Origin of the sequence: Metabacillus niabensis (genome assembly GCF_020524345.1) — a bacterium.
Classification (GTDB): Bacteria; Bacillota; Bacilli; order Bacillales; family Bacillaceae; genus Metabacillus; species Metabacillus niabensis_B.
Genome location: NZ_JAIVLH010000012.1, coordinates 1 through 24028, shown reverse-complemented (window position 1 = coordinate 24028; position 24028 = coordinate 1). Strand labels below are relative to the sequence as shown.

Here is a 24028-nt window from a genome sequence, read left to right as displayed (position 1 = left end):
ATAGATAGAATTGGTAAGTTAGTAATTAGACGAGTAAGGGTGATGCTATATGAACGATCAGGAACGCGAAGAAAAGCTAAAAGGGGGCAATGTCTCCAGCATTTATCGTTCGGGGAATACTGTTCGACGAGACTTAAAACCTGAAAGCTCTAGAGTACACAAACTGCTAAAGCACTTGGAGAAAAAGAGATTTCATTATGCGCCAAGATTTTTAGGAATTGATGAAAAAGGAAGAGAAATATTGTCCTTCATTGAAGGAGAAGCTGGAAACGATCCTTTAAAAGAATATATGTGGTCTGATGATGCCTTAAAAGATATAGCCAAAATGCTCCGTTCCTATCATGATGCGGTAAGTGATTTCCCATTTACTGAAGAATGGAAACCGTTAGACAATACACCAGATAATGTGGAAGTGTTATGCCACAATGATTTTGCTAGATACAACATTGTTTTTAACAAAGAAAAACCGGTAGGTATCATTGACTTCGATGTTGCTGCACCTGGTCCAAGAGTTTGGGATATAGCCTATACTCTTTATACGTGTGTACCCTTAAGTAGATTCTACCTTTCTGAAACAGGTGAGGAAATTCATTATCAAACACAACGGCATGCTAATCGAATAAAACAAAGAATCAGGTTGTTTTTTGAAGCTTATGGGAAGGAACGAGAAGAAGATTATTTAGAAATGGTCATAAGAAGAGTAGAAGGGTTATGTAAAACAATTAACAGAAAGGCCAGTGAAGGTGACCTTGCGTTCAAAAAGATGATAGATGAAGGACATCTTGAACATTATGAAAAGGATATTTCATTTATACGGAAATTTGGATCAGAATGGACATGAATGTTCAATAAGGGGCGCTTATGTGGGGAATTGCTCCTTTTTCATGTAGGCGACATTGTTGAACAACAAGGATTGAGAATTATGTTAAAATTAGGAAGATATAGTATTCTTATACAAAAGATATAACGATAGATTTTAATGTGTGGCTGGTATTTGGTCAGGTTCTTGAAGATTTGCATAAATAAGTTTTTTGAGGAGTTATTAATGAAGGCATTTTTAAAAGGTATCGCGTTATTATCTATCCTAATTTCCCTAGCGATAGTATTGTATTTTATTGTATTATCACTAAATGGCGTAGAGGGCTTAGCAATTAGTTTCGTAATAAGTATGATACTTATTATTCCTATTAGTATCAGTATGTATGGAATGATTAAAGGCAATATCGCTATGTTGAAGATTCGGAAAAGAATAGGTTCCTTTGTACTATTTGCTGTTTCTATTTTTTATCTTTTGTTTGTAATTGCGTTAGGGTTATTAACTATAATTCTAGAAGAAACTTCTATAGATAGAGTTCCGAGTTTGAAAGAAAGTGTTCTTGCTGCAACCAATGTCTTTATTCCAGTTGCATATAAAGAAGGGTTACTTACTGAAGAATATAATGGAATTACTTTTCACTTTCCTAAAGGGGAAGAGACATCCATTGATACAATAAAGAGTTTATATCCAAATGTAAAAGAAGAACTAGATTTACTATACGGTGCTGATACCCCAGTCGATTTAACCATCATGATATATGAAAGTGTTGATGAACTAAATTCTCGAACAAATAAGGAGAAGTTAAGTGGATTTTATGTTCCAAGTAACCAATCCATTCATATCGTAAGTGAGAAAAGTGTTGCACCCTACGAATTTCAAGACTCTTTTACTCATGAATATACTCATTATCGTACAGACCAATTTTTAGAACATCATCATATTTCAAGTACGAGTATCCCACAATGGTTTAATGAAGGTATATCGGAATATATTATGAACCTGCATACGTCTGTTGAAATAGATCTTAATAAAGAGATCAATTTTAAAGATATTGATACGAATAACGATTTTCATGAAGCAAGACGAGATGGGTTTGATCCATATCTTCAAAGTTATTTTGCAGTCAAAGAACTTGTTATTGAACATGGAAAGGACGTTATCCCAAGCATCCTCATCCGTACAAAAAATGATAAGGATTTCTATACAGTCTTCCAAGAAACAACAGGCTTGAAAATAGAAGAGTTTCAAACAACATTTTTAAATAGACGAGAAGAGATAAAAGTTCTGTCCGAACAAGCAGGTGAAGCAGAAATAAAGAAGGAATTTAAAGTTGCAGAGAATTTATATTTAAAGATTGCTAGTTTGGATCCCTACGATGTGAATGTCGAGCGAAGCTTACCCTATGTATATATAAAACAAGGTGAATTCGAGAAGGCGATGGATACGCTACAAAAAATGAAGGAAACGGATGTTAGTGAACTATATATGATGTCAGAGTTATCTCTATTAAAAAGCCTTGAGGATTCCTTAAAATATGCAGAAATGGCAGAAGAGGCAATTAGAAAGTACAATGAGGAATCTCATTATACATCTGAATTTGCTGATGCAATCCGAAATAATATTTCTGAGCCTGTTATTGTTTATAAAGAATTACTAAACAAGGAATTAATTGGTTACAAAGAAATACAAATAGAACTAGTTAAAAGACTTAAGCAGGAATATCCTAATGAAGAATGGATACAAGATTAAGATTCATAAATAAAGAATAATAGATATCAATCTTTATTTCATTCTACAATCGTGAGCATTTTTTCAAGAATGACTGTGTTTCTTCCTTTGTTTTATTGACTATATTTAATTCGATGTAAGAAGGTGTAAAAATGATGATCCTTTTTGGTATTTTAATATTTGCAGGAATTTTTGCTGTGTTTGATGCTTTAAGAAAAGTTAATAACAATATTTTGGACCAAACAGAAGAGATAAAGAAATTACGTGAAGTAATAGAGAGTAATAAAAAATAGATAGTCTTATTCACTCCTCTTTATAAATATATTCCGATTCGCTAAGAGTAAAATGTAAAATTAAACATGATTAGGTAATTCTATAAGTAAGGAAGTCATTGTTTTGAGTGAAAATAATCAATTTGAAATTGAAAGGTATAAACCTAAAAGTTGGGATGTCATTAGAACGCAGGATGAGGGGATATTTATTATTACAAATGGGAAGGTTTTTGGACCCACGGCTTATATTCTTCATGGACCAACTGTAGATAATACTAGCACTTATATGAAATATCAAGATGTAAATTTAGAAAAATTAGTTTGGAAAATTAATAGTGAATACACGATAATTTCAGTGGAAAGAGGTTTTAAAGCCTTAGTTAGAGCTTCCTTTAGAATACTGTAATTATAGAAAATTACTTTAATGTTTTATCCGTATAAAAGCGGAAATGTAACGGCGAACGGAATAATCTTCGCCGTTTTTTTGTGTGCCCCGCAGTCATACAATATAAGTGGTTAAAATCCACTCGCTAACTTTATCTTTTTTAAGTTCCATAGCCGAAGGAGAAAGCTTCCTTCATGTTGAGGAGCATTGACAGGTGTTCCCCCGCGAAGGGGAATCCGAAATATCTGCAGACAAAGTCCAGCCCGAAATGTAATGTGAACCAGAGGTGGCGGTAATGTTTGAATTTAACACTTTATAAACGGCGAGTTTATTATACTCGCTGTTTTTTTGAATTGATTAATAATGAGCTCTTCTAGTATTAAAAGCTATATGAATTTTTCAGTTCGTCTAAGGATAGAGTTTAAATGAACTCTGGAAATATAGTTCTTTTGTATCGAATTTTATTCTCTCAATTAATAATAAGTTATGACCGAAACTATGAAAACTTATACAAAAACTACAATAGTTAATAAACCTAGTACCAATTCTACTGATTGGACAGGGCAGACTTTAAAAAAAGGAAGTAAAGGAGAGGCTGTTAAAGATCTGCAAAATATGTTAGAAAAGGCAGGTTTTGACGTAGGAAAAGTTGACGGTGTATATGGAGAAAAAACCGTAGCAGCGGTAAAAGCCTTGCAAAAGAAAGTAGGAATCAGTCAGGATGGGATTGTAGGTAATAAAATAAAAAGTTATAAAAAGCCGAGTACTTCAACAACTTCCTCTTGGACGGAGCAAACATTGAAAGAGGGGAGTAGCGAAAAAGCCTGTAAAACATGTTAAAAGAAGCAGGTTTTAACGTAGGGACTGTTGATGGCAAATTTGGAAGTAAAACTGAATCAGCAGTAATTGCTTTTCAAAAGAAAATTGGAATAAAGGCGGATGGCATTGCTGGGAATCAAACATATTCACATTTGAAGAGTTATAAACCTTATAAAACATATTCACCTCCGAATCCTAAAATCGATAATTCATTAACTATATACGCATCACATGAGAAAATTGTTGAAAATAAAAATTCCACTTGGAGTGAAGTTTCAAAATCATTAAAAGGAATAGGTAAACTAGGGTTTGATTTTCTAATTGGAGATGATTTAAAAACACAAGTAGACCCAAAGGCAAATACTATAGATAAAGTTATTGCTGGGTTAAGTTTTATTCTAGGAGGTAAGGCAGTAAATCTTGGATTGAAATTAGTAAAGACGGGAAGTAAAGTAGCTTTAAAAATAGATAAGTCACTATTAGCAGAGGCTACTACAAAACCTAACAAAGTTTAAAGGCGATGAGGCGATAATTCATTTTGAAAGACATAGCAAAGAAATTATGACTGCTATGGGTAAGGGTCAATATAATTTAAAGAATTACCTTGAAGATGCAAATTACGTGAAAAATACTGGGAAGTATGTATCAGAATTAAATGGTTACGTAAAATTAATTGGTGGAATCGGGTAGTGCAAAATATGCATTTGTTGAATTAGACAGAAATACTGGAAATTCAACTACTTTCCATATAAAAACCGCAAAGGAACTTTCTAAAAAAGCACCAAGTTTGGGAATAAAGTAAAGGGGATTAGAGATGAAAATAACGAAAATTGAATGGCTTTCAGGAGAAATTTTAGAGGCAGAAGTAGAAGTTACTGATGGTGAACATTTTGTAAAGTGTTTTGCGCATCCGTTGCAAAAGGATGAGGGAAGTGAACTCAAGGATCCAATCTATTGTTACGATGTTACTCAAATAATAAAAGCAGAAGAAAATAAATATGAAGTTGTCAAATTAGGTAATAATTTTAATTATCTATTAACAGGACAACTAATTGATAAAAATAATGAAATTGTAAAATTAGGAGAATTCTTATTTGAATTAGATAGTAGTCTGATTCCCGGAGATATAAATGAAGGGGATTATATATCCTTTAATTGTGAAAGATTAGATATAATATGAATAAAAACGGCGAATGGATTGATTTTCGCCGTTTTTATAATTTATTTTTGAATTCCATTGAAAAAGTAGCATCTACTCACATTTTATTATTGGTAATATCATCTACTATTGATTTTCAGCAATCAGGCCAGATTGACGAACAATTCCTGTTATTAGTGAGATTTGAATTAAAAGAATCACTTGAATTATCGGAATTTAAAAATACAATTAAGAATTAATTAAAAAGAAAACAACGTTCTTGGGTATCGTTAAAAGGGAAGAGAATTTTTCTATTAGTGTTCCATTCATTGTTTGTAACTTCGATTTTGATACTGATGATGGTAACTCCTATATTTTTATTCGAAATGACTTGGGGGTTTATAAGAGTATGGGCACCCACTTCAGTATCGGTACTATATTATAGTGTAATAGGAACAATCATCATTTATTTTTTATATGTATTATGGCTAATTATTACCAAAAAGGTATTTTTATTAGATAAAAAGTAGTATTCATAGATAAAATAATGAGCTACTTTATGTTGAATATAATAAAAATTATGATCTCAGCATCAAAGCGCCATTCTTGAATAAGGAGATTGATGAACAACACCTGCCAGTTCAGTTGGATATATATGTTAAAATAAAGTGATTTCGTGAAAATATTACTTACATTAACGGACAGGATAGTCGAACAAGAATTATATCTTTTCTGTTTTTGTTAAAAAATACTAATTTTGAGGAGAAGCCATAATAAAAATGAAAATACATAAAGATAAAGAAAGTATACTAAATGGTATTAGTAATCTAAAAATGGTAGTATTCTTACTTATATACATCATCTTATGGTATGGTTTGAAACCATTCTTGAACTTGGTATCAAATTACTATTTATACTCCGATTATACGCCTTTAATAATGGGATTTCCCTTACTGATTTCCTTATTATTATTTCCATCTATTAGAAAAAGCGTCCTTGTTGCTTTCAGTTTTAAGGATTTTAAAGAGTATAAAATATATATTGCTTTAATATTATGCTTTTTTTAATAATGATTTCGGAAAAAATAATTTTTCTTAATGGAATTTTTATTAGTGATGGACTGCGAGTTATTTATGAAAATGACCTATTTATGGCTACTAAACCATTAATATGGTATATGCTGACTATATTCTTCACTCCAGTCTTTGAAGAAGTATTTTTTAGGGTAATTCTGTTTGGGTGGATAAATGATAAATTAGGAGTATGGATAGCTGCCATAATATCTTCAATTGCTTTTGGAGTTGTTCACGGTGATTACGCTGTCTTTGGGGGAATAATGGGTTTGATACTCTTGGTGATTTATAGATATTCTAAATCAATACTACCAGCAATTGTACTTCATTCATTGTGGAATACATTTATATTTTATAGAGAATATTTTTAGCTGTAGGTTAAACTTAGTTAAACTAACGGTTCAATAATTTTATCTTGATCTTCAGCAATAAAGCGCTTTTCTGGAACAATGAAAAAGTGCCTTTTTCTGATTTGAAAAATATAGAATTGATGGAAATTGCGAAGCAAAATAAAAAGTTAGTAAGGATAAAAAATTCACTATTTCTTATCCTGTTCAAGTATTTCAATTATTCTATCAAGCTTTTGCTCGATGTCGTCAGATTTATTCGGTTGCTGTTGCTTTGTGATTAGTGAACGAACAACAAAAAAGACAACAAAAAACATACCAAAAATAAAAAGAAACATTATCAGTTGAAATATTACATCACCAGCATTCAAGTTCAAATTAATTCCTACCTTTACAATTTTTAGGTATATTATAACAAGATTTTTTACTGCGCAGTTCGCATAAATAGTGAACGAGTGATCTTCAATAATTGAGTGATTATCTTGAAATAGGCGTCTTTTTATTTTTTTTCTTCTCTATATCTATGTATATACCTATTTAACACATTTACAAAAACTGGTTGACAATGAACTGATTTAAACATTAGAATATACATATATTAGCGTATTAAGGCAATAATACACCAAGTGTTACATTGTTCTAATACATTAACTACATATTTTTTTGTCTATGGTGTATTAATAACATAATACATTAATACACATGATAAAGAAATTTAGGAGTTGAGGTCATGAATTTCAATAATAGGGAGCCTGTGTATATTCAAGTTATTCGCCATTTTAAAGAGCAGATGGCATCTGGGAATCTTGAACCAGGGCAAGAAATCCAATCAAGAAGAGAATTGGCAAGCAAGTTGAAAATTAATCCAAATACTGTTCAAAGAGCTTATAAAGAAATGGAGGATCAGGGTTTGATCTATACGGAACGAAATTCCCCAAGTCGCATTACAAAGGACAAACAAATCTTACAAGAAGTAAGAGAAGAACTGATATTACAAGCTGTAGATTCTTTTATAACCTCGGTGCGCTCTATTCAAGTCCCATTAGATGATGCATTAGAATTGATCAAACAAAAGTATCAGAATGGAAAATGAATAATTGGGGGTATTAAAATGATCGAGGTAAAAAATATTAGAAAAAAATATGGTGGAAAAACTGTATTAGAGGACATATCTTTTACTGCTGAAAAGGGAGATATAACATGCCTAATTGGATTAAACGGTGCTGGTAAAACCACTATTTTAAATGCCATCATGGGTCTTACACCTATACAAAGTGGTCAAATTCTCATAAACGGAGAAGTGTTACATAAAGCAAGTTATGAAAAAATTAGTTATATACCTGATACGATAAGCATGTCCCCACAAATGAAAATTTCACAAGGTTTGCAGTTTATGGATGATTTTTATTCTTCATGGAATCACAAAAGAGCAAGTGAACTTCTAGATTTTTTTACATTAAGTGAAAATGAACGAATCTCTAGACTATCTAAAGGGAATATTGCGAAATTGAATATCCTTCTAGGGTTATCCCTTGATGTAGAATTCATTATCATGGATGAACCATTTTCAGGTATAGACTTGTTTAGTCGTGAACAAATTGGAGAAGTATTTACTAGTGATCTTATTGAAGATCGGGGAGTAATTATGACAACTCATGAAATTAATGAAATAGAGCATTTAATCGATAAAGCAATTCTATTATACGACGGAACTGTGTTAAAGGAATTTTGTACTGAAGAAATTCGTGAAAAAGAAGGCAAATCTGTTGTAGACGTTATGCGGGAGGTGTATCAAAAATGAGCAAGTATATTAAGTTAGTTCACTTTGAATTTAATCGTTTTTCAAACATTTTCTTTATCTTGATTGGAATAACAATTGTCTCTCAAATTATAAGTGTTTTTACTTCAGCAAATAATTATCTACGTAATCTCAACCAACTGGTTTATAGAGAAGGCATGACAAAAGAACAATTTATTGAACAATATGATTATATGTCTCTTCATCAGCTTACTGCTAGTGTTTGGTTTATTGGGCCGATTGCCTTATGCATTGTGACGTTATTAATCTATTTGTTTTTTATTTGGTACCGCGATTGGTTGGGAAAAAACTCATTCATTTACCGCCTGTTAATGTTGCCAACTTCACGTGTAAATCTTTATATGGCTAAGGTCACAACAATAATGCTTTTGGTCTTTGGATTAGTTGGTTTACAACTATTATTACTGCATATTGAAAATATGATTTTAGGGATAATAGTTCCTTCTGAATACATAATGGATTTACCAGTCTATGAAACGTTTACTTATAGGTATGAATTCTTGGTTAAACTTTTTCCGAATACATTTATGCAATTTTCAGTTTATTATAGTGTGGGTTTAATGGGTGTGTTAGTTTTATTCACCGTAATTTTATTTGAAAGATGTTTTCGTTGGAAAGGCATTGCCATTGGAATTATCTATTGCATACTGTCAGCGCTCGTTTTCACTTCACCGCTAATAGTTCAAAGCACATTTTTAGATAATTTCTTTTATCCAATTGAGCTGTTAGGGCTTATAGTAATTACGGGTTTGATAGTTACTACAGCTTCTATTATGGTAAGCCTCTACTTACTAAATAATAAAATTACAGTTTAAGAGGAGGAAGAAAATGAAAAGATATTGGAAGTTGATTTCAGTTGTTCTTGTTATAGTTTTAGGTATTGGTATTCATTATTATCAATCTGCTACTGCAGCGAGTAACAATCCACAGTTTTCCATAAATAAAATAAGTGGAAGTAGTGATGAAGGAAACAATATAAAAGTTTTCGGAGAGATTTCCACTACAGAAGGATACCATGAAAATTTGTATATAGATGAAGAGGAGACTGTTTATCAAAAAGAAATTTCTTATCTTGAAGATTTAAATGGAATGTTCTTTACACCAGAATTAAAACGACTCCAAAATGACTATCGAAACTTTATGCGTGGAAAAGATTTGAGACCTGTTCAATTCTTTGAAGATGAAACTTACATAGCCTATATGACTACTGATATGGTTTTTAGTGGAGAGAATTTCGGTCCAAGCAAAACTACATTTAGAGGTGAAGTCTTAGACAAACAAACAAATACTGTTGTTGATATATATGAATCTATGCCAAACCAAAATGTTTATGATTATGCTTTTGTTGAAGATGTTCAAATGATCAATGGCGATTTAAAGGTTGTTGTTCGCCAAAGTAAAAGAGTTGTTGACGGTGATCAATATAGTGAAGAAATCCATGTCTACACTTTTGATACTGATAGTCAAATGTTAATTAATGATGAAACACTTGTTTCTGAAACCAATGGACAAGATATACTATCAGATTTTGATGATATTGATTATCAAGAATATCTATTGATCCAGAAATCTAATGAAGAAGTAACAGATAGTAGTGAATCTACAAAAGAATCGAATAGTGAGTTAATTGCCTATAACTTTGAATCAAGTAAGTTAATTGAATTACCCATTAGTAAGGAACAATTAAAATACAATACCATTATTATAGATGGCTCGAAAGTTTATATGTTCAAAATTGCAAAGGATAGTCTTGAAACATTTGTATATTCAATAGACGAAGGGAAACTTATGCCAACAAAAACACTTAAGATTAATGGCCTTGAGGTAAGTAGCAATCCAATTATAAAAATAGAGAACAATAAATTATATGTTATAAACACAAAAAAAGATAGAGAAACAGAAGCATCCATTGTCGTTACCGACTTAAGAACATGGAAACCATTGTATGAAGGCGCTATTAAAAATGAAAATTTGTCTCAATATCAAGAAGATTACACTTTACATTTAAATAGTCTATATATTGATTGACTCCAAATTTACTTCTCTCAATTACTTAAGGGGGACTAACATTGAACTTCTCTTTTGAAATTCAAAAAGGTGAGGTAATTATAGAAGCAGATACGAAAGTTTTTGGGGAAATTGAAGGCAATGTTATTGTCTTATCAGGAGCTAAATTAGATTTATTTGCCCCAGTGAAAGGAGATGTTAGATTAATGAAATATTCTAAAGCATCCATTAGAGGGCAAGTTTGTGGAAATCTATATAATGAAGGAGCCGTTGAGTGCGAGGTAACAGGTACAGTAAACGGAAGGATAATTAATAAAATATAAATAATGAAAAAGGATTTTTTATAGTAATTGAAGTTGTTTATAGGTAAGATTACTTCTTGGTTTATTACTTATTATTATTTGAAGTAAGTTCATTCAAATACAGTAATTACATATAAGAACAATACTTTAGGATCAAAGTACTGTTCTTTATTTTTATGGTGAAATATTTATTTATTTGAAAATAATATACTGCACTATAATTGTGGAATAGCGTTTTAAAGGGGAAGTTTGCTATCAAAAAAAGACATGCTTTGACATAGAAAATAAATTGTCCACTAACCAGATAATCCATTTTCGCTGCTATTTATTCAATTCAACCGTTTCATTAACATCTGTCGATTTAGAACTTTGTCCTGTCATGCGTATATAGAAAAAGGCGATTTTCTTCGTGAAATTACCGGTTTCCCAATACTCGGCTGCTTCCGCTTTTACCTTTATCAAGACAACGTTAGGATCGTCATAAGAAGTTTACATAATTTTCTCATATACTTTGCTCCATAATTCCTTAATCAAGGTGAGTCTTTAGTATCTCTTGTGAGAGTTTTTCATGCTTCTTCTGTCTTTCACTAATCGGTCGATTTATCCATATAGTGTACTCACTCTTGAAAACATCTTCTCCACTCGGAATTGGGAGCGATTTTCATATATAATTCATACTTTTCCGAGGGTATAACAGCAGTGGAATTTTCAATTCTGTCCGGAACCTAAAAATATCCATAAAAATTTTGTTGATATAATAATAAAAATCATGTAATCTTCTATACTGTGACAAAAAAAAGATTTTTTCTTCTTATCAAGAGAGATGGAGGGGCTGGCCCGATGAGACCTCGGCAGCGGAACTTAGTAATTAAGTTGCTGTGCCAATTTCAGCAAGCAAAGGCTTGATAGATGAGAAGAGTGTTTTATAGATATAAGGCCTCTTCTTGTTGTTATAAGTTGAGGCCTTTTTTGTACTATCAGAAAGTATATAAATTTTATGGATGATAGTATAAGAAAAATTAGAGCTTTCACCATTAGGACTTGGTGATAAGCCAAGTTTTTCTAATGGGGCAAAGAATGGTCAAAAGACCTGTCCCAATTTATTTTTTGGAGGTGGAACAATGAAAAAAGGAAATCCATGGGCGTTAATTCCATTTGTTGTCTTTTTAATTTTATTTATTGGTTCAGGAGTTATCACAGGTGATTTTTATGCCTTTCCTGTCATAGTAGCCATTGTGATATCGGGCGCTGTGGCTCTGGCGATGAATCGAAAAGAATCGTTTGCGCGAAAGGTTGATATTTTTTGCCAGGGCGCAGGTAATGTAAATGTCATGCTGATGGTTCTTATTTTTCTCTTGGCTGGGGCCTTTTCAGAAACAGCAAAAGGCATGGGGGCAGTAGACTCCACTGTTAACTTTGCTTTATCGGTTGTCCCGCAAAACCTGCTTGTTGTAGGCTTGTTCATTATTGCCTGCTTCATCTCCCTGTCAATGGGTACGTCGATGGGAACGATTGTAGCATTGGCGCCAATTGGAGTCGGAATAAGCGAGCATACCGATCTTTCCGTTGCTTTAGTAATGGCGGCGATTATTGGCGGTTCGATGTTTGGCGATAATTTATCCTTTATTTCAGATACAACCATTACTGCGGTTAGATCACAAGGAGTACAAATGAAGGATAAATTTAAGGTGAATTTTTGGATTGTGTTGCCGGCAGCAATTGTAACGGGCATTATTTTAGGGGCTATTACAATGGGTGAAACGGCACAAGTGGAGCATTTAAGCTATAATTGGGTAAAAATTGTTCCCTATGTATTGGTCATTATTTTTGCGTTAGTTGGAATGAATGTTTTCCTAGTTCTTACATTAGGAACTGTTCTCGCAGGGGGTGTTGGCTTAGCGGATGGCAGCTATCATTTAATGAGCCTTTTGCAAAAGATTGGCGAAGGGATGGCAGGCATGTATGAAATCGCCTTTCTTGCGATATTAATAGCTGGAATGGTGGAGGTTATTAAATATAACGGAGGAATTGACTTTCTTCTTCACCTTGCGACACGAAGGATTAAATCGAAAAAGGGTGCGGAATTTGGGATCGCCGGTCTTGTGGGCCTAACTGGTTTATCCACGGCCAATAATACAATTGCTATTTTGATTGCCGGCCCGCTTGCAAAAAATATTGCTGATCAGTATGGAATTGAACCGAGAAAGTCAGCCAGTATATTAGATATTTTCTCCTGTGCGATCCAAGGCCTTCTGCCATACGGAGCCCAACTTTTGGCATCTGCAAGTGTCGCGGGAATATCTCCAGTGAGCATCCTGCAATACTCTTTCTATCCAATCCTAATAGGAATCTGCGGAATTATCGCTATCCTAATTGGATACCCGACAAAAAAGAAAGCTTAACTTGATTATCTTAAAGCAACGGGGGCATGTCCCCAGGTTTTATTCTTTCAAATATAGATTTCGCGAGAAATATCAATTAATACAACTAAATTCGAGTATGAAAAAACGTCTTAAACCCTTGAAATTATGGGGGTTTAGACGTTTTTTTATTTTAACAGAAAAGAGCGTCTTGGAGGATAAACAGCAGGGGCTCTATCTATATCGCTTTCTTTCACAAACGGTCCAGATTGTGTAGCTATAGCTCAAGTCATTTATTGCATATTACTCAAAATTACTTAAAATCAATAACTATTTAAAATAATCTTAACCGTTGTTTTTCCTTAGTCATTACTTTGGTCATCACATCGACAATTATCTAAAAAAACAAGTGGTGCACTACACTTGCAGAAATTTCACGTTACATTTTCTTACATGATAATGTGAAGATATTAAAAGAAGTGATATTTTAATAGTAATGAGAAAATTCAGACAAATTAGGAGGGAATCACAATGAAAAACATCGGTCATTTATCATTTTTAATATTAGTAATAAGAGTAATATTTTCAAAAAAAGCACCTGTTTTATATTAATTATTAATTGAAATAAGTATTTTTATCATAAAATTATTGATCAACAAATGTGCTCAAAGAGAATTGTAAATATGTATAATTTTGATTTAACTAAATAGTATCTTGGAACTTAAACATATAGCACCAAGAGAATCACAAGGTGGTTTTTATGAAGAATACAAATGGTCAAACATCGGTATTAGTTCTATCAACTATGTCAATGATTGTCTCATTTACCGTATGGTCGGTTTTTGCACCGATTGCTACAGAAATTCAAAAAATTTATCAGTTAAGTATTACACAAACAAGCATTCTTATTGCTACCCCTGTATTATTGGGGTCTTTAATGCGTATTCCAATGGGGATTTTAACCGATCGATATGGCGGGAGAAGAATTTTCGCGTTGACTATGTTACTTCTTATTTTCCCCATGGTTGGAGCAGGTTTTACAAATTCTTTTGCCATGTTGTTATTTTGGGCATTTTTTATCGGAATGGCAGGAACAACATTTGCTATTTCCATAACCTATGTATCTAAATGGTATCCACCACAAAAACAAGGTTTGATCTTAGGGATTGCAGGGATCGGAAATTTAGGATCAGCTGTTGCAAATTTCTTGATACCATCCATTTTTAGCTCTTATGGACTTTCGTGGGTATTTTGGAGTCTTGCTATTGCTATGGCCTGTATGTCAATTCTTTTCTGGGTAGGAACAAAAGATGGACAAAGGACAAATGAACATAAGACTTTAAAGGAATCTCTTTCCGTATTAAAGTTTAAAGAAACATGGTATTTATCGGCTTTTTACTTTCTTACATTTGGAACGTTTGTGACTTTCAGTATTTATTTACCTACATTTTTGAATGATCTCTTTAGTATTACAGCCCTTGAAGCTGGAATGCAAACAGCTATATTCGTCGTATTGGCTACGCTTATACGTCCAGTTGGAGGTTATCTTTCCGACCGTTTTGGAGCAAAAGGATTGTTGACTCTAGTTTTTAGTGGAGTAACATTTTGTGGGTTGATCATTGCTTTTACTATGGAAAACTTCCTTTTCTTTAGTATAAATTGTTTGGTCATCTCTATATTGTTAGGAATAGGAAATGGTGCAGTTTTCAAGATGGTACCTGAAATCTCTGCTGGAAATACAGGTGTGGTAACAGGAATTGTCGGTGCAATTGGAGGAGTCGGAGGCTTTTTTCCTCCAATTGTCCTTGGCTTGACAAAAGATTTAGCAGGAGATTATGTTTTAGGTTTTCTGTTACTATCGATTCTTTCCCTTTTTTGCTTAATCCTTAATCATAAGGGAGCTAATAATGCAAGTATAAAAGTAAGTGCTCAGAAAAGTGCATAATCCACATATCAAAAGCATCTGCACATTTAATGCAGGTGCTTTTGATATGTGGGTAAGCAAAGACAAAGAAATTGAACATAAGGAAGCTGTATTTATCGTATGCCCTGAATTGCTAGGCTAGTAACATAATCAAAATAACAAAATGGATTGTCCACTAACCAGACAATCCATTTTCGCGGCTATTTATTCAATTCAACTGTTTCATTAACATCTGTCGATTTAGAACTTTGCCCTGTCATGCGTTTATAGAAAAAGGCAATTTTCTTTGTGAGATTACCGGTTTCCCAATATTCGGCTGCTTCCGCTTTAACCTTTATCAAGACAACGTTAGGATCATCATAAGACGTTTGCATAATTTTCTCATATGTTTTGCTCCACAATTCTTTTTTCTTGTTTAAATTCTCAACGATTTCCGCTCTTCCTCGGACGGAAACATAGGATTTACCTGCATATGCGACATTTACATCATGATCATGTAAAATTTCATCGTATTTATTAGTCTCTTTTTTAGTGAAAAACCATAAGTCACCATCAAACTCTACTTCTTGTGTTTTCATAGGGCGAGAAATAAGCCCTTCTTCAGTTACCGTAGTTAGCATGGCCGTGTCTATGTCTTTGATTAACTCTCTTAAAGTTTCCATTTCTTCTTGATTCATCATGTTAGACATTTCCATCACCTCATTCATGTTTATAGAGGTATACTACCCTTTACACCAATTTTTAATCAGGTGTAAGGGATTACTATACTAAATCCAACAAAAATGGTCAGATAATGGAATAAGGTTATTGAAACAAAAGGACGATTAAAAATGTTTATTATCATTTTAAAATCTAAGTTTTAACTATTATCATCTAAGAGTATATATCAGTTGAGGATTGAAAAGATTATCCTGTAAAATGGAATCAAGTGTTAAAATGTTCAAGAGGGCGATATTGATGTTTTTCTTAGTACCTTTCCTAATCGCTTCGATACTAGGGATTATTATGTCAATGGTTACGTGGTGGTTTAGCAAAAATGGTTATTCTTTATTTGTTAGGATGTTGCCTGGAACAGTATTAGGTGTATTTGCCATAATCTGCTTCTATGTTGGTTTTGCTTTTATTAGGGGTTTCGAAGGTGGAGTTTATGGGATTCTTAGTTTCTTTTTAATCATTTTTGCCATTATATCCATAATTATTGGTAGGAAGGATTATATTTAACGATAATAATAATTGTTCCCTAAATTGATATATAACAACAACATTAAATTTTAACAGAGCAAAAAAAAGAGTCTCAACCCTTTTTTTGAATAACAGATTGAGACCTATCGATTGAAATTTAGTATGACAATGTTACATCTGCACTGACTGGGTAATGATCACTAGGGAATTGTCCATTTTTATAATCATTTAAAATCTCAATTTTATGTGTAAATACGTTTCCTTTCGCAAGAACCCAATCAATTCGTTTTTCGGGCCCGCCACCAGTTGGATCATTGAATCCATTAAAGGTTCCGAGGTTTTCATTGATTCTAACCTCAGCAGTATTCCATAAATCAACAAATGCTTCTTCACTTGTTAGTGTTTGATGTGGAACACTATCAGGGCTTGTATTAAAATCTCCTGTTAAGATAATTGGAAGTTCTGGATCGAATTCATTTATTTTTTCAATAATTAATTCTGCACTCTTTTCTCTCGCATTTGCAGATTGATGGTCGAAATGAGTATTCACAACATAAAAGCTCTCCTTGCTCTTATGATCAAGGAATTTTGCCCAAGTTACCATTCGCGGAATATTGTTACCCCATGACTTGGATCCAATCACATCTGGTGTATCAGATAGCCAGAAGTGATCGTACTCTAGGGGGGTAAATTGCTTTTCATTATAAAAGATAGCAGAGTATTCGCCATTGCTTCCTCCCTCTCGACCTAAGCCAATCCAAGCATAATTTTTTAGATTTGTTTCAAGATCCTTAAGTTGTTGATATAAGACTTCCTGAGTACCAAAAATATCAGGTCGTTCCTTGCGAATCAGTTTTTTGATAGCCGGAACTCTTTCTGCCCAGGTATGAGGTGAGGGATCATTGCTATTTAAATACCTTAAATTATATGTCATCACCTTTAGATCTACCTCAGTGACTTGTCCTGCCTTTTCAGAAGCTAGCACACTTGATGTAGCTGAAAAGACACTGGAAATCAACATTGTTACAATGGCCAATAAAAAAACAGGATTTAAAACTTTTTTCAACTCAATCTCCTCCTTGTTATGTATTACATAGAAAGTATAACTTTACTATGTAAACACTTTATTAATGACAGATTTAGTATTCATGAAGGCTGTTTTTAAGAGAAGAATATTGTAGAATCAACGGATTCATCGGAAAAAATAAGAAAATTGGTCCGGGCAATTTTAGAGGATTGTAAATATTTCAGTGAGGTATGACCTATTTGAATTTACCTTAGTAATATTCTTTAACAATATGACTATTATACTAATGGTTTATCATTACTTTTAACTCCTTTTAAAGTCAATGACTATATTGTTAAATTACCTGCTTTATTGCTACTAATGAATTTTTGGAAAAGGGCGTTTAGTGTTTAATATACAGCAACAAATAGTGAGGAAGAAGTAAAGAAATATTTATCAATCCATATTTGGAACTATTACATGTTAATGGGTTCCATAACTAAGAATAAGAGGAGAATCATAATGAAGCAAATTACATTTGAACACATTTATAAGCTGGGAATAATAGTCGCTGAAAATGATCTATTTAGACACTTTCATTACCCTAAGATGTTAAGTAGGTATGATAGTAATTTCATTGAATTTAAAACGTTACCATCCTTAACTGAATTTCAAGATACCGAAGCTTATTTGAGGGAATATCATCTGAAGAAGGGGCAAAAACATGTGAAGTTCTATTTTCCTGCTAATATAAAGCCAACAGGAGAACTAGTTGCTTACCTGACTGATATGGGATATGAAGTAGGTTTTCTAGAACTATATGCTATACAGCCGAAACACTTTCCTGAAGTGTCAGACAACCCGGATATAGACATTCAAGTAGTGACGGATAAAAGTTTAGAAGCACTTCTTACTCTACAATACAAGCATGACGTAAACTATGGAAGTGAATTTGCTGGTCAGAAGGCTGATCTTATAAAACGTCAATTTGAAGATCAAAATATTCAGCAGCTTCTTGCCTTTTATAAAGGGACTCCAGCAGGCTATGTAGATGTCATTATTTCTAATGAAACAGCAGAAATTGATAATCTAACTGTTGATGAGCGTTATCAAAACAAAGGAATAGGGAGCAGATTACAAAAATATGTAATGGCATCATTTCCTGAGAAAACTGTCATATTAGTAGCTGACGGAGAAGATACCCCTAGAGAAATGTATAAAAAACAAAACTATCAGTATCATGGATTTAAATATGAAACTCAAAAAGTATATCAAGATTAGCTTTCAATATAGGGTTTCACAAGTTACCAACCAAACATAAATGAATTTTTTTGTTTATCGAGCACTGTTCTTGAATTAGAATAGTGCTTTTTATATTGAACCGCCTATCATAAAAAACTGAAGGTTGAATAAATAAACAATAAGTGGTATAAATATACATATTTGAATTATGGGGGGAAGTGAAATGCTAACTAGTGAACAAACAACATGGACAAATAATGATGGATTTACTATTAGTATAGTATCAATAAAAGCTTTTTGGATATTGAAGTAATCGGGAAAGCAAGTGTCTGGAGCGCAATGGAGCGAACTAATTTTCACCTTTACCTGCATTAAATAACAACAATGTACACGAAAACAGCCAAATTTTATTAGGACCGGAGGGAAATGGTTAATGAACTTAGTCTGTGAATCTGTCAATTTGGAAGATTATTTACTGGAATTAGAGGATGTCGATTTTTCTCATCATATCATTAAAGAGAAAGCAAAGGAACTTTTTAGCCCGACTCAAGCAGATGTAGAAAAAGCAAGAACTGCTTTTGAATTTGTACGCGATGAAATTCCACATTCCTGGGATATTCAAGGCACACGCGTTACATGTAAAGCATCAGACGTATTAACATTTGGTGAAGGAATTTGTTATGCAAAGTCCAATTTATTAGCGGCATTATTGCGCTCCCAAGGAATTCCAACAGGTTTTTGTTATCAGCGGTTAATGTTGTTTGATACGCCTGAAAAAGGATATTCACTTCATGCATTGAATGCTGTTTATCTTCATTCTTTGGGAAAATGGATACGGATAGATGCTCGAGGAAATAAACCGGGTGTTGATGCTCAATTTTCAACCGATCAAGAAAAAGTAGCGTTTATGGTAAATGAAGAAGTTGATGAGAGGGACTATCCAATGATTTATTTAAAGCCGAACGAAAAAACAGTAGCTGTATTAAAAGAAAATCATGATGCGTATGAGCTATATACACAACATTTACCTGAAGATTTGTAGAGCCAAATAAGCTAGGGTACTCAAAAATAACACAGCGCCCTAGCTTGTCTTATAGATGATTTGTCCAGTTTGTGAGATATCATAATCGCCTAAAGCTTGAATTTCCTTTTTGAATGATGCGGAATTTAATATGTCTGTTAAGATGTTGAATATTTCAATATTTTCTTTATTATTTATCATGACAAGGTCGTATCTTTCAGTAATTAAAGGGATGAAATCCAGTCCAACAATTTTGGCAGCTTTTTCCGTGCCTACCCCTACATCTGCTTCACCTGAAGAAATAGAAGATGCCACACTCAAATGGCTCGTTTCTATACGTTCATATCCTTCAATATCTGAACCTGATAGGTGATGAATTCTTAATTGCTCTTCTAGAAGTATTCTTGCTCCTGAACCTATTTCACGGTTGATCAAGCGAATATTTTTCTTTTTTAAATCAGGCCAATTTGAGATGTTAAGGGGATTTCCCTTTTGTACCATTAATCCTGCTTTTCGAGAGATTAAATTTATAATTGTATACTGATACCCAATTAAAATTTTTCTAACATAGGGAACATTGTATTCGTTTGTATCACCATCGAACATATGTAAACTGACAATATCACATTCCCCTTTATACATCGCCAGGAGACTGTTTAAACTTCCCTCATACGATCTTAAGGCTTTGTAATTCCCTTTACTTTCTAAATGTTTTCCAAGGATGTCCAACACCATATCTTGACCACTAATTAAAAGATTACGTGTACCTGTATCGTTTACCTGATTTTTTCTTGAAGGAGAAGGAGGTAGTGTTGAAGCAGGCGGTTCTGTCTTTTTTCCACTAATGAAGGAATCCAAATCCTTCGAATTGATTCTCATTTGTCTTCCAACCTTAAATGAAGGGATTTCCCCTTTTTTTAACAGGTCATAAACAGTAAGTTTTGAAACTTTTAATAGGTTTGCTACTTCTTCAACAGTATAGGAAATTTCACTTGTCATTCGTTAACCACCTCAAAGCTATTGTAACGATAAATTGCTCATTAGAAAACAAGTATAAAAAGGAATGGAAATAAATCTAACAATAAAGATGAATATTCGTTATAATTAGATATATTTAGTTATAACTAATTCTAATTAATATAGAAAGGGATTAGATTTTATGAAAAAGTTATCTCTTTTAATACTTGTGTCGATCATCATGTTAAATGCCGCAGGATGCACATCTTCGGGACAAGATACAGCAGAATCTAAAAATGTAGACCTAACCGTTTCAGCAGCAGCTAGTTTAACGGATGCTTTACATGACATTACAACATCATTTGAAAAAGAATATCCTAACATTAAGGTTACATATAACTTCGGAAGCTCCGGTACATTGCAACAGCAAATCCTGCAGGGAGCACCGGCTGATCTTTTTTTCTCAGCAGCAGAGGATAAGTTTGATGTGTTGGTAAATGAAGACTTGATTGATGAGAAGAATGGAATCGATTTAGTCGGAAATCAACTTGTTTTAATTACCCCAAAAGAAGGTAAGACTGATATTCATTCATTTCAAGATTTAGATAAGGTCCAAAAGATTTCAATCGGTACCCCTGAGACAGTTCCAGCCGGAAAATATGCTCAAGAGATGTTGGAAAATATTGATGAGTGGGATGAGGTTAAGGATAAAATGGTTTTTGCTAAAGACGTAAGACAAGTTTTAACATATGTAGAAACAGGAAATGTGGATGCAGGTATTGTGTATCATACAGATGCCTTCATTTCATCTGAAGTAAATGTTATTGCAACAGCAGAAGAAGAGACACACACGCCAATTGTTTACCCATTAGGCATCCTGACTGAGAGTGATCATCCAAAAGAAGCGAAAGTATTTTATGACTATATGCAATCTGAAAAAGCGTTAGCCATTCTAGAAGAATACGGGTTTTCAAATTTACTAAAATGATCGCTAATGATACGTTTTGGTCACCTGTTAAACTTTCATTAGAAGTTGCTTCTTTTTCACTCTTCATCGTACTCATTGTTGGAATAGTGGCCGCAAAATTCATGGCTAATAAAACATTTAAAGGGAAATCAATTATTGAAACAATATTGCTATTACCACTGGTTTTGCCTCCTTCTGTTGTTGGGTTTTTATTGATTGTTATATTTGGTACCAGATCATTTTTAGGGCAGGTAATTGAACAGCTGTTTTCTCAATCCATCATTTTCTCCTGGTGGGCAGCTGTTATATCTGCGGTAGTTGTTGCTTTTCCCCTTATGTATCAATCAGCTAAAACAGGATTTGAAACAATTGATCGGGATATTGAAGATGCTTCAAGAGTGGATGGAGCCAACGAATTTAGGGTATTCACATTAATCACCTTGCCATTGGCTTCAAATGCCATCATAACAGGAGCCATTTTAAGCTTCGCACGGGCTCTTGGTGAATTTGGTGCGACACTTATGTTTGCGGGAAATATCCCTGGAAAAACACAGACCATTCCTACGGCGATCTATGTTGCGATGGATTCGGGAAATATGAAGTTAGCGTGGTCATGGGTTTTTGTCATTTTATTCATTTCGTTTAGTATGTTAATCTTGATGAATGTGATTAAAAGGCGATATTGAGGCTTTCATTTAGTAGTAAAATTTAATAATAATAAGTGAGTTAAAAAAGTATTAACGTTCTTGTTAATACTTTTTTCGTTTATTTACCCTTATGTCATTCTAGAAAATTTATATTATACATCCACAATATTTTATAAAAAAATGAAAAAGTGAATCTTTTTGCAGGTCTATCTTTCTCTAATTAATGAGAGGAGGGAAATCACGTAATGAAACATGATATACATACTGTGAAAAAGGCAATTAATGGGGATGCAAGTGCTTTTGAAGAATTGCTTTTTAAAGAAGAAAAAATGCTATATTACAAGGCACTTTCCTACGTTGGCAAAAAAGAAGATGCTTTGGATGCTATTCAAGAAACGACGTACAATGCATTCCTAGGTATAGGTCAATTACGAAATCCAGAGTATTTTTCAACTTGGTTGTTTAGAATTTTAATACGCGAATGTTACAGACTGTTAAAGGAACGAGACCTTGTGATTCCTTATGGTGAGAGAGAGCTGTTGGAGAGATTAGATCGCACACAGGACGTAGAGATAGATTCTTTTCATTTAAGTGAAGCATTATCGAGACTAAGTTCGTCCTATCAAACATCCATTATCTTGTTTTACTATCATGATTTGTCTATTAAAGATATTTCTGTGGTCATGGAAAAACCAGTTAGTACAGTAAAAACGAACTTACGTAGAGCGAAAAAAAAATTGAAACATGAGTTAGAAAGGAGTTATAAATTAAATGAAAAAGTCACATGATCCTTCAGAGGAGTTTCCACAAGATCAAGTTCGTGCAGCCATTCGTTCGGGAATTATTCAGGCTAAAGAGCAAGTAGATACGTTTTCTCCGCGAATGAAGAAGAAGAAAAGAAAGATACTATTTACTTTGTGTAGTGTGGCAACTGTTTTGGGAATTTTTATTTGCTCCTTATACTATTCTCCAGCTTTGGCAAGTAGTTTGTCCCAAATACCGATTATCGGTTCTGTATTTGGGAACTCTGATCTAATTGGTTTACAAAAAGCTCAAAAAAATGGGTTAACAAGTAAAATTGGAGAGACAGAGACGATCAATGGAATTTCCGTTACACTTGATGAAATTTTATATGATCAGAATAATATCACGATTGGTCTTTTCATTGAATCTGATAAGGAACTTGATGAATTTTATTTTGGTGCTGGAATGGATTTTACGATTAATGGGAAAAATCCTGCTGGTTCCACTGGTAGTTACGGTGAAGATATTTTATCGGCAACATCTCGGACCGCCATTCAAGAAATAAATGTGAGTGAGGAAATGCCGGAAGAGTTTGAACTGGGACTAATCCTTCGTGGAGAGAATGGGGAAAAATGGTTTTTCTCAACTCCTATTGAAAAAATCACCGGCATACAAAAAATTCCTCTCAATCATTCACAGACAGTCGATGGTTTGATTCTTACTGTAACAGAATTTTCTTTTAGTGAAACAGGTGCGAGTATAACCTATGAGAGCTCAGAAGAAGAAACAGATTTCGATTTAAGTCGCGGAGGTAATATAGAATTTAGGGTAGTTGATGAAAATGGAACTGAACTTACAGGTCGATCTGGTGGAGCTACAGGAGAATTGGTTAAGGATAAAATTGAATTCAAGAGTAGTAAGCAATTTGATCCTATTGATCCTACTGTTACTGAATTAACAATTACTCCTTATCTAGTCATTCCGTCAGGCGGAGGAGGAGTGGAAATTGATGAAAATGGCAAGGAAAAAGAGTTAGAATATAAAGGGAATCTTATAAAGCCGGTTGAGTTTGACTCTTTTAAAATAAAAATTCCATAAAAAATAAAAGATAAAAAGAGCTGGTACCAGCTCTCAGCTTGTAGAGAAAGTGGATGTTTTTCTCTACAAGCTTTTTTATTTTCTTAAAATGTTCTTATAAAGATTAATAAATTTCCTAAGATAACCAAAGAAAAAGCTTCTCACACACCTAGCTTAACCTAGCTAGGTGTGTG

27 protein-coding genes, 1 pseudogene and 1 riboswitch are annotated in these 24028 nt (G+C 33.3%); of the genes and pseudogenes, 23 read left to right on the top strand and 5 right to left on the bottom strand.

The genetic code is table 11. The features are described from left to right. The first annotated feature begins 49 nt into the window (after nt 1-49). From LC095_RS14055 to LC095_RS14015, 9 genes are all read left to right on the top strand, one after another. Nucleotides 50-841: a phosphotransferase gene (locus tag LC095_RS14055; protein ID WP_226528742.1), complete on the top strand. Its 792-nt coding sequence runs from the start codon at nt 50-52 to the stop codon at nt 839-841. Nucleotides 842-1045: 204 nt separating this feature from the next. Continuing rightward, on the top strand, nt 1046-2566 hold the full coding sequence (locus LC095_RS14050; RefSeq protein ID WP_226528741.1) for a hypothetical protein: 1521 nt from the start codon (nt 1046-1048) through the stop codon (nt 2564-2566). A gap of 134 nt (nt 2567-2700) precedes the next feature. Continuing rightward, nucleotides 2701-2838 (top strand): hypothetical protein, encoded by a 138-nt coding sequence (locus LC095_RS14045; protein ID WP_226528740.1) that lies wholly within the window; start codon nt 2701-2703, stop codon nt 2836-2838. A 103-nt stretch (nt 2839-2941) separates the two neighbouring features. Then, nucleotides 2942-3223, top strand: a complete 282-nt coding sequence (locus LC095_RS14040) for a hypothetical protein (protein ID WP_226528739.1) — start codon at nt 2942-2944, stop codon at nt 3221-3223. Nucleotides 3224-3688: 465 nt separating this feature from the next. Next, complete coding sequence (locus LC095_RS14035; protein WP_226528738.1) at nt 3689-4042, top strand: peptidoglycan-binding domain-containing protein; 354 nt, start codon at nt 3689-3691, stop codon at nt 4040-4042. After that, nucleotides 4036-4536, top strand: coding sequence for a peptidoglycan-binding domain-containing protein (locus LC095_RS14030; protein WP_226528737.1), 501 nt, complete (start codon nt 4036-4038; stop codon nt 4534-4536). Before LC095_RS14035 ends, LC095_RS14030 begins: the two co-directional genes overlap by 7 nt. Before the next feature lie 299 nt (nt 4537-4835). Continuing rightward, on the top strand, nt 4836-5201 hold the full coding sequence (locus LC095_RS14025; RefSeq protein ID WP_226528736.1) for a hypothetical protein: 366 nt from the start codon (nt 4836-4838) through the stop codon (nt 5199-5201). Next, nucleotides 5198-5419: a hypothetical protein gene (locus LC095_RS14020; RefSeq protein ID WP_226528735.1), complete on the top strand. Its 222-nt coding sequence runs from the start codon at nt 5198-5200 to the stop codon at nt 5417-5419. Before LC095_RS14025 ends, LC095_RS14020 begins: the two co-directional genes overlap by 4 nt. A gap of 890 nt (nt 5420-6309) precedes the next feature. Continuing rightward, on the top strand, nt 6310-6603 hold the full coding sequence (locus LC095_RS14015) for a CPBP family intramembrane glutamic endopeptidase (RefSeq protein ID WP_226528734.1): 294 nt from the start codon (nt 6310-6312) through the stop codon (nt 6601-6603). 167 nt (nt 6604-6770) lie between these two features. On the opposite strand, the gene LC095_RS14010 is transcribed toward LC095_RS14015, so the two are convergent. Further along, nucleotides 6771-6950, bottom strand: a complete 180-nt coding sequence (locus tag LC095_RS14010; RefSeq protein ID WP_226528733.1) for a DUF4083 family protein — start codon at nt 6948-6950, stop codon at nt 6771-6773. Between the two features lie 359 nt (nt 6951-7309). Between LC095_RS14010 and LC095_RS14005 the strand changes: the two genes are divergently transcribed. The 5 genes from LC095_RS14005 to LC095_RS13985 are packed head-to-tail and all read left to right on the top strand — an operon-like array spanning nt 7310 to nt 10728. After that, on the top strand, nt 7310-7672 hold the full coding sequence (locus tag LC095_RS14005; RefSeq protein ID WP_226528732.1) for a GntR family transcriptional regulator: 363 nt from the start codon (nt 7310-7312) through the stop codon (nt 7670-7672). Between the two features lie 18 nt (nt 7673-7690). Beyond that, entirely contained in the window at nt 7691-8380 is a 690-nt protein-coding gene (locus LC095_RS14000) for an ABC transporter ATP-binding protein (protein ID WP_226528731.1), read from the top strand. Next, nucleotides 8377-9213: a hypothetical protein gene (locus LC095_RS13995; protein WP_226528730.1), complete on the top strand. Its 837-nt coding sequence runs from the start codon at nt 8377-8379 to the stop codon at nt 9211-9213. The genes LC095_RS14000 and LC095_RS13995 overlap by 4 nt, the downstream gene beginning before the upstream one ends. A 13-nt stretch (nt 9214-9226) precedes the next feature. Next, nucleotides 9227-10426: a hypothetical protein gene (locus LC095_RS13990; protein ID WP_226528729.1), complete on the top strand. Its 1200-nt coding sequence runs from the start codon at nt 9227-9229 to the stop codon at nt 10424-10426. Nucleotides 10427-10467: 41 nt separating this feature from the next. Then, on the top strand, nt 10468-10728 hold the full coding sequence (locus LC095_RS13985; RefSeq protein WP_226528728.1) for a polymer-forming cytoskeletal protein: 261 nt from the start codon (nt 10468-10470) through the stop codon (nt 10726-10728). A gap of 300 nt (nt 10729-11028) precedes the next feature. On the opposite strand, the pseudogene LC095_RS13980 reads toward LC095_RS13985, so the two are convergent. Beyond that, nucleotides 11029-11235, bottom strand: a pseudogene (locus tag LC095_RS13980) (pyridoxamine 5'-phosphate oxidase family protein); the annotation flags it as partial. A 280-nt stretch (nt 11236-11515) separates the two neighbouring features. Next, nucleotides 11516-11623: riboswitch (SAM riboswitch) on the top strand. Nucleotides 11624-11828: 205 nt separating this feature from the next. On the opposite strand from LC095_RS13980, the gene LC095_RS13975 reads away from it, so the two are divergent. Together LC095_RS13975 and LC095_RS13970 are read left to right on the top strand one after the other, a co-directional pair. Continuing rightward, the gene (locus LC095_RS13975) at nt 11829-13109 is read left to right on the top strand and encodes a Na+/H+ antiporter NhaC family protein (RefSeq protein ID WP_226528727.1); all 1281 of its coding nucleotides are present in this window, start codon (nt 11829-11831) and stop codon (nt 13107-13109) included. Between the two features lie 718 nt (nt 13110-13827). Beyond that, the gene (locus tag LC095_RS13970) at nt 13828-15012 is read left to right on the top strand and encodes an MFS transporter (protein WP_226528726.1); all 1185 of its coding nucleotides are present in this window, start codon (nt 13828-13830) and stop codon (nt 15010-15012) included. Between the two features lie 179 nt (nt 15013-15191). Here the strand turns inward: LC095_RS13970 and LC095_RS13965 are convergent, their stop codons facing one another. Beyond that, the gene (locus LC095_RS13965; RefSeq protein WP_226528882.1) at nt 15192-15680 is read right to left on the bottom strand and encodes a pyridoxamine 5'-phosphate oxidase family protein; all 489 of its coding nucleotides are present in this window, start codon (nt 15678-15680) and stop codon (nt 15192-15194) included. A 268-nt stretch (nt 15681-15948) separates the two neighbouring features. Between LC095_RS13965 and LC095_RS13960 the strand changes: the two genes are divergently transcribed. Continuing rightward, a complete protein-coding gene (locus LC095_RS13960; RefSeq protein WP_226528725.1) occupies nt 15949-16212 on the top strand; it encodes a hypothetical protein in 264 nt (87 codons plus the stop codon). A 118-nt stretch (nt 16213-16330) separates the two neighbouring features. On the opposite strand, the gene LC095_RS13955 is transcribed toward LC095_RS13960, so the two are convergent. Then, complete coding sequence (locus LC095_RS13955) at nt 16331-17239, bottom strand: endonuclease/exonuclease/phosphatase family protein (RefSeq protein ID WP_226528724.1); 909 nt, start codon at nt 17237-17239, stop codon at nt 16331-16333. Nucleotides 17240-17701: 462 nt separating this feature from the next. On the opposite strand from LC095_RS13955, the gene LC095_RS13950 reads away from it, so the two are divergent. Both LC095_RS13950 and LC095_RS13945 read left to right on the top strand, forming a co-directional pair. Further along, a complete protein-coding gene (locus LC095_RS13950; RefSeq protein WP_226528723.1) occupies nt 17702-18460 on the top strand; it encodes a GNAT family N-acetyltransferase in 759 nt (252 codons plus the stop codon). 394 nt (nt 18461-18854) lie between these two features. Further along, nucleotides 18855-19463: a transglutaminase-like domain-containing protein gene (locus LC095_RS13945; RefSeq protein ID WP_226528722.1), complete on the top strand. Its 609-nt coding sequence runs from the start codon at nt 18855-18857 to the stop codon at nt 19461-19463. A gap of 39 nt (nt 19464-19502) precedes the next feature. Here LC095_RS13945 and LC095_RS13940 read toward each other — a convergent pair whose 3' ends face one another. Further along, nucleotides 19503-20441: a helix-turn-helix transcriptional regulator gene (locus LC095_RS13940; protein ID WP_226528721.1), complete on the bottom strand. Its 939-nt coding sequence runs from the start codon at nt 20439-20441 to the stop codon at nt 19503-19505. A gap of 160 nt (nt 20442-20601) precedes the next feature. Here LC095_RS13940 and modA point away from each other — a divergent pair, with 160 nt between their 5' ends. The 4 genes from modA to LC095_RS13920 all read left to right on the top strand — a co-directional run bounded on the left by modA (nt 20602) and on the right by LC095_RS13920 (nt 23855). Beyond that, complete coding sequence (gene modA, locus LC095_RS13935; protein WP_226528720.1) at nt 20602-21387, top strand: molybdate ABC transporter substrate-binding protein; 786 nt, start codon at nt 20602-20604, stop codon at nt 21385-21387. After that, entirely contained in the window at nt 21384-22052 is a 669-nt protein-coding gene (modB, locus tag LC095_RS13930; protein ID WP_226528719.1) for a molybdate ABC transporter permease subunit, read from the top strand. Before modA ends, modB begins: the two co-directional genes overlap by 4 nt. Nucleotides 22053-22258: 206 nt before the next feature. Beyond that, complete coding sequence (locus LC095_RS13925; RefSeq protein ID WP_226528718.1) at nt 22259-22801, top strand: sigma-70 family RNA polymerase sigma factor; 543 nt, start codon at nt 22259-22261, stop codon at nt 22799-22801. Continuing rightward, entirely contained in the window at nt 22785-23855 is a 1071-nt protein-coding gene (locus LC095_RS13920) for a DUF4179 domain-containing protein (RefSeq protein WP_226528717.1), read from the top strand. Before LC095_RS13925 ends, LC095_RS13920 begins: the two co-directional genes overlap by 17 nt. Nucleotides 23856-24028: the final 173 nt, after the last annotated feature.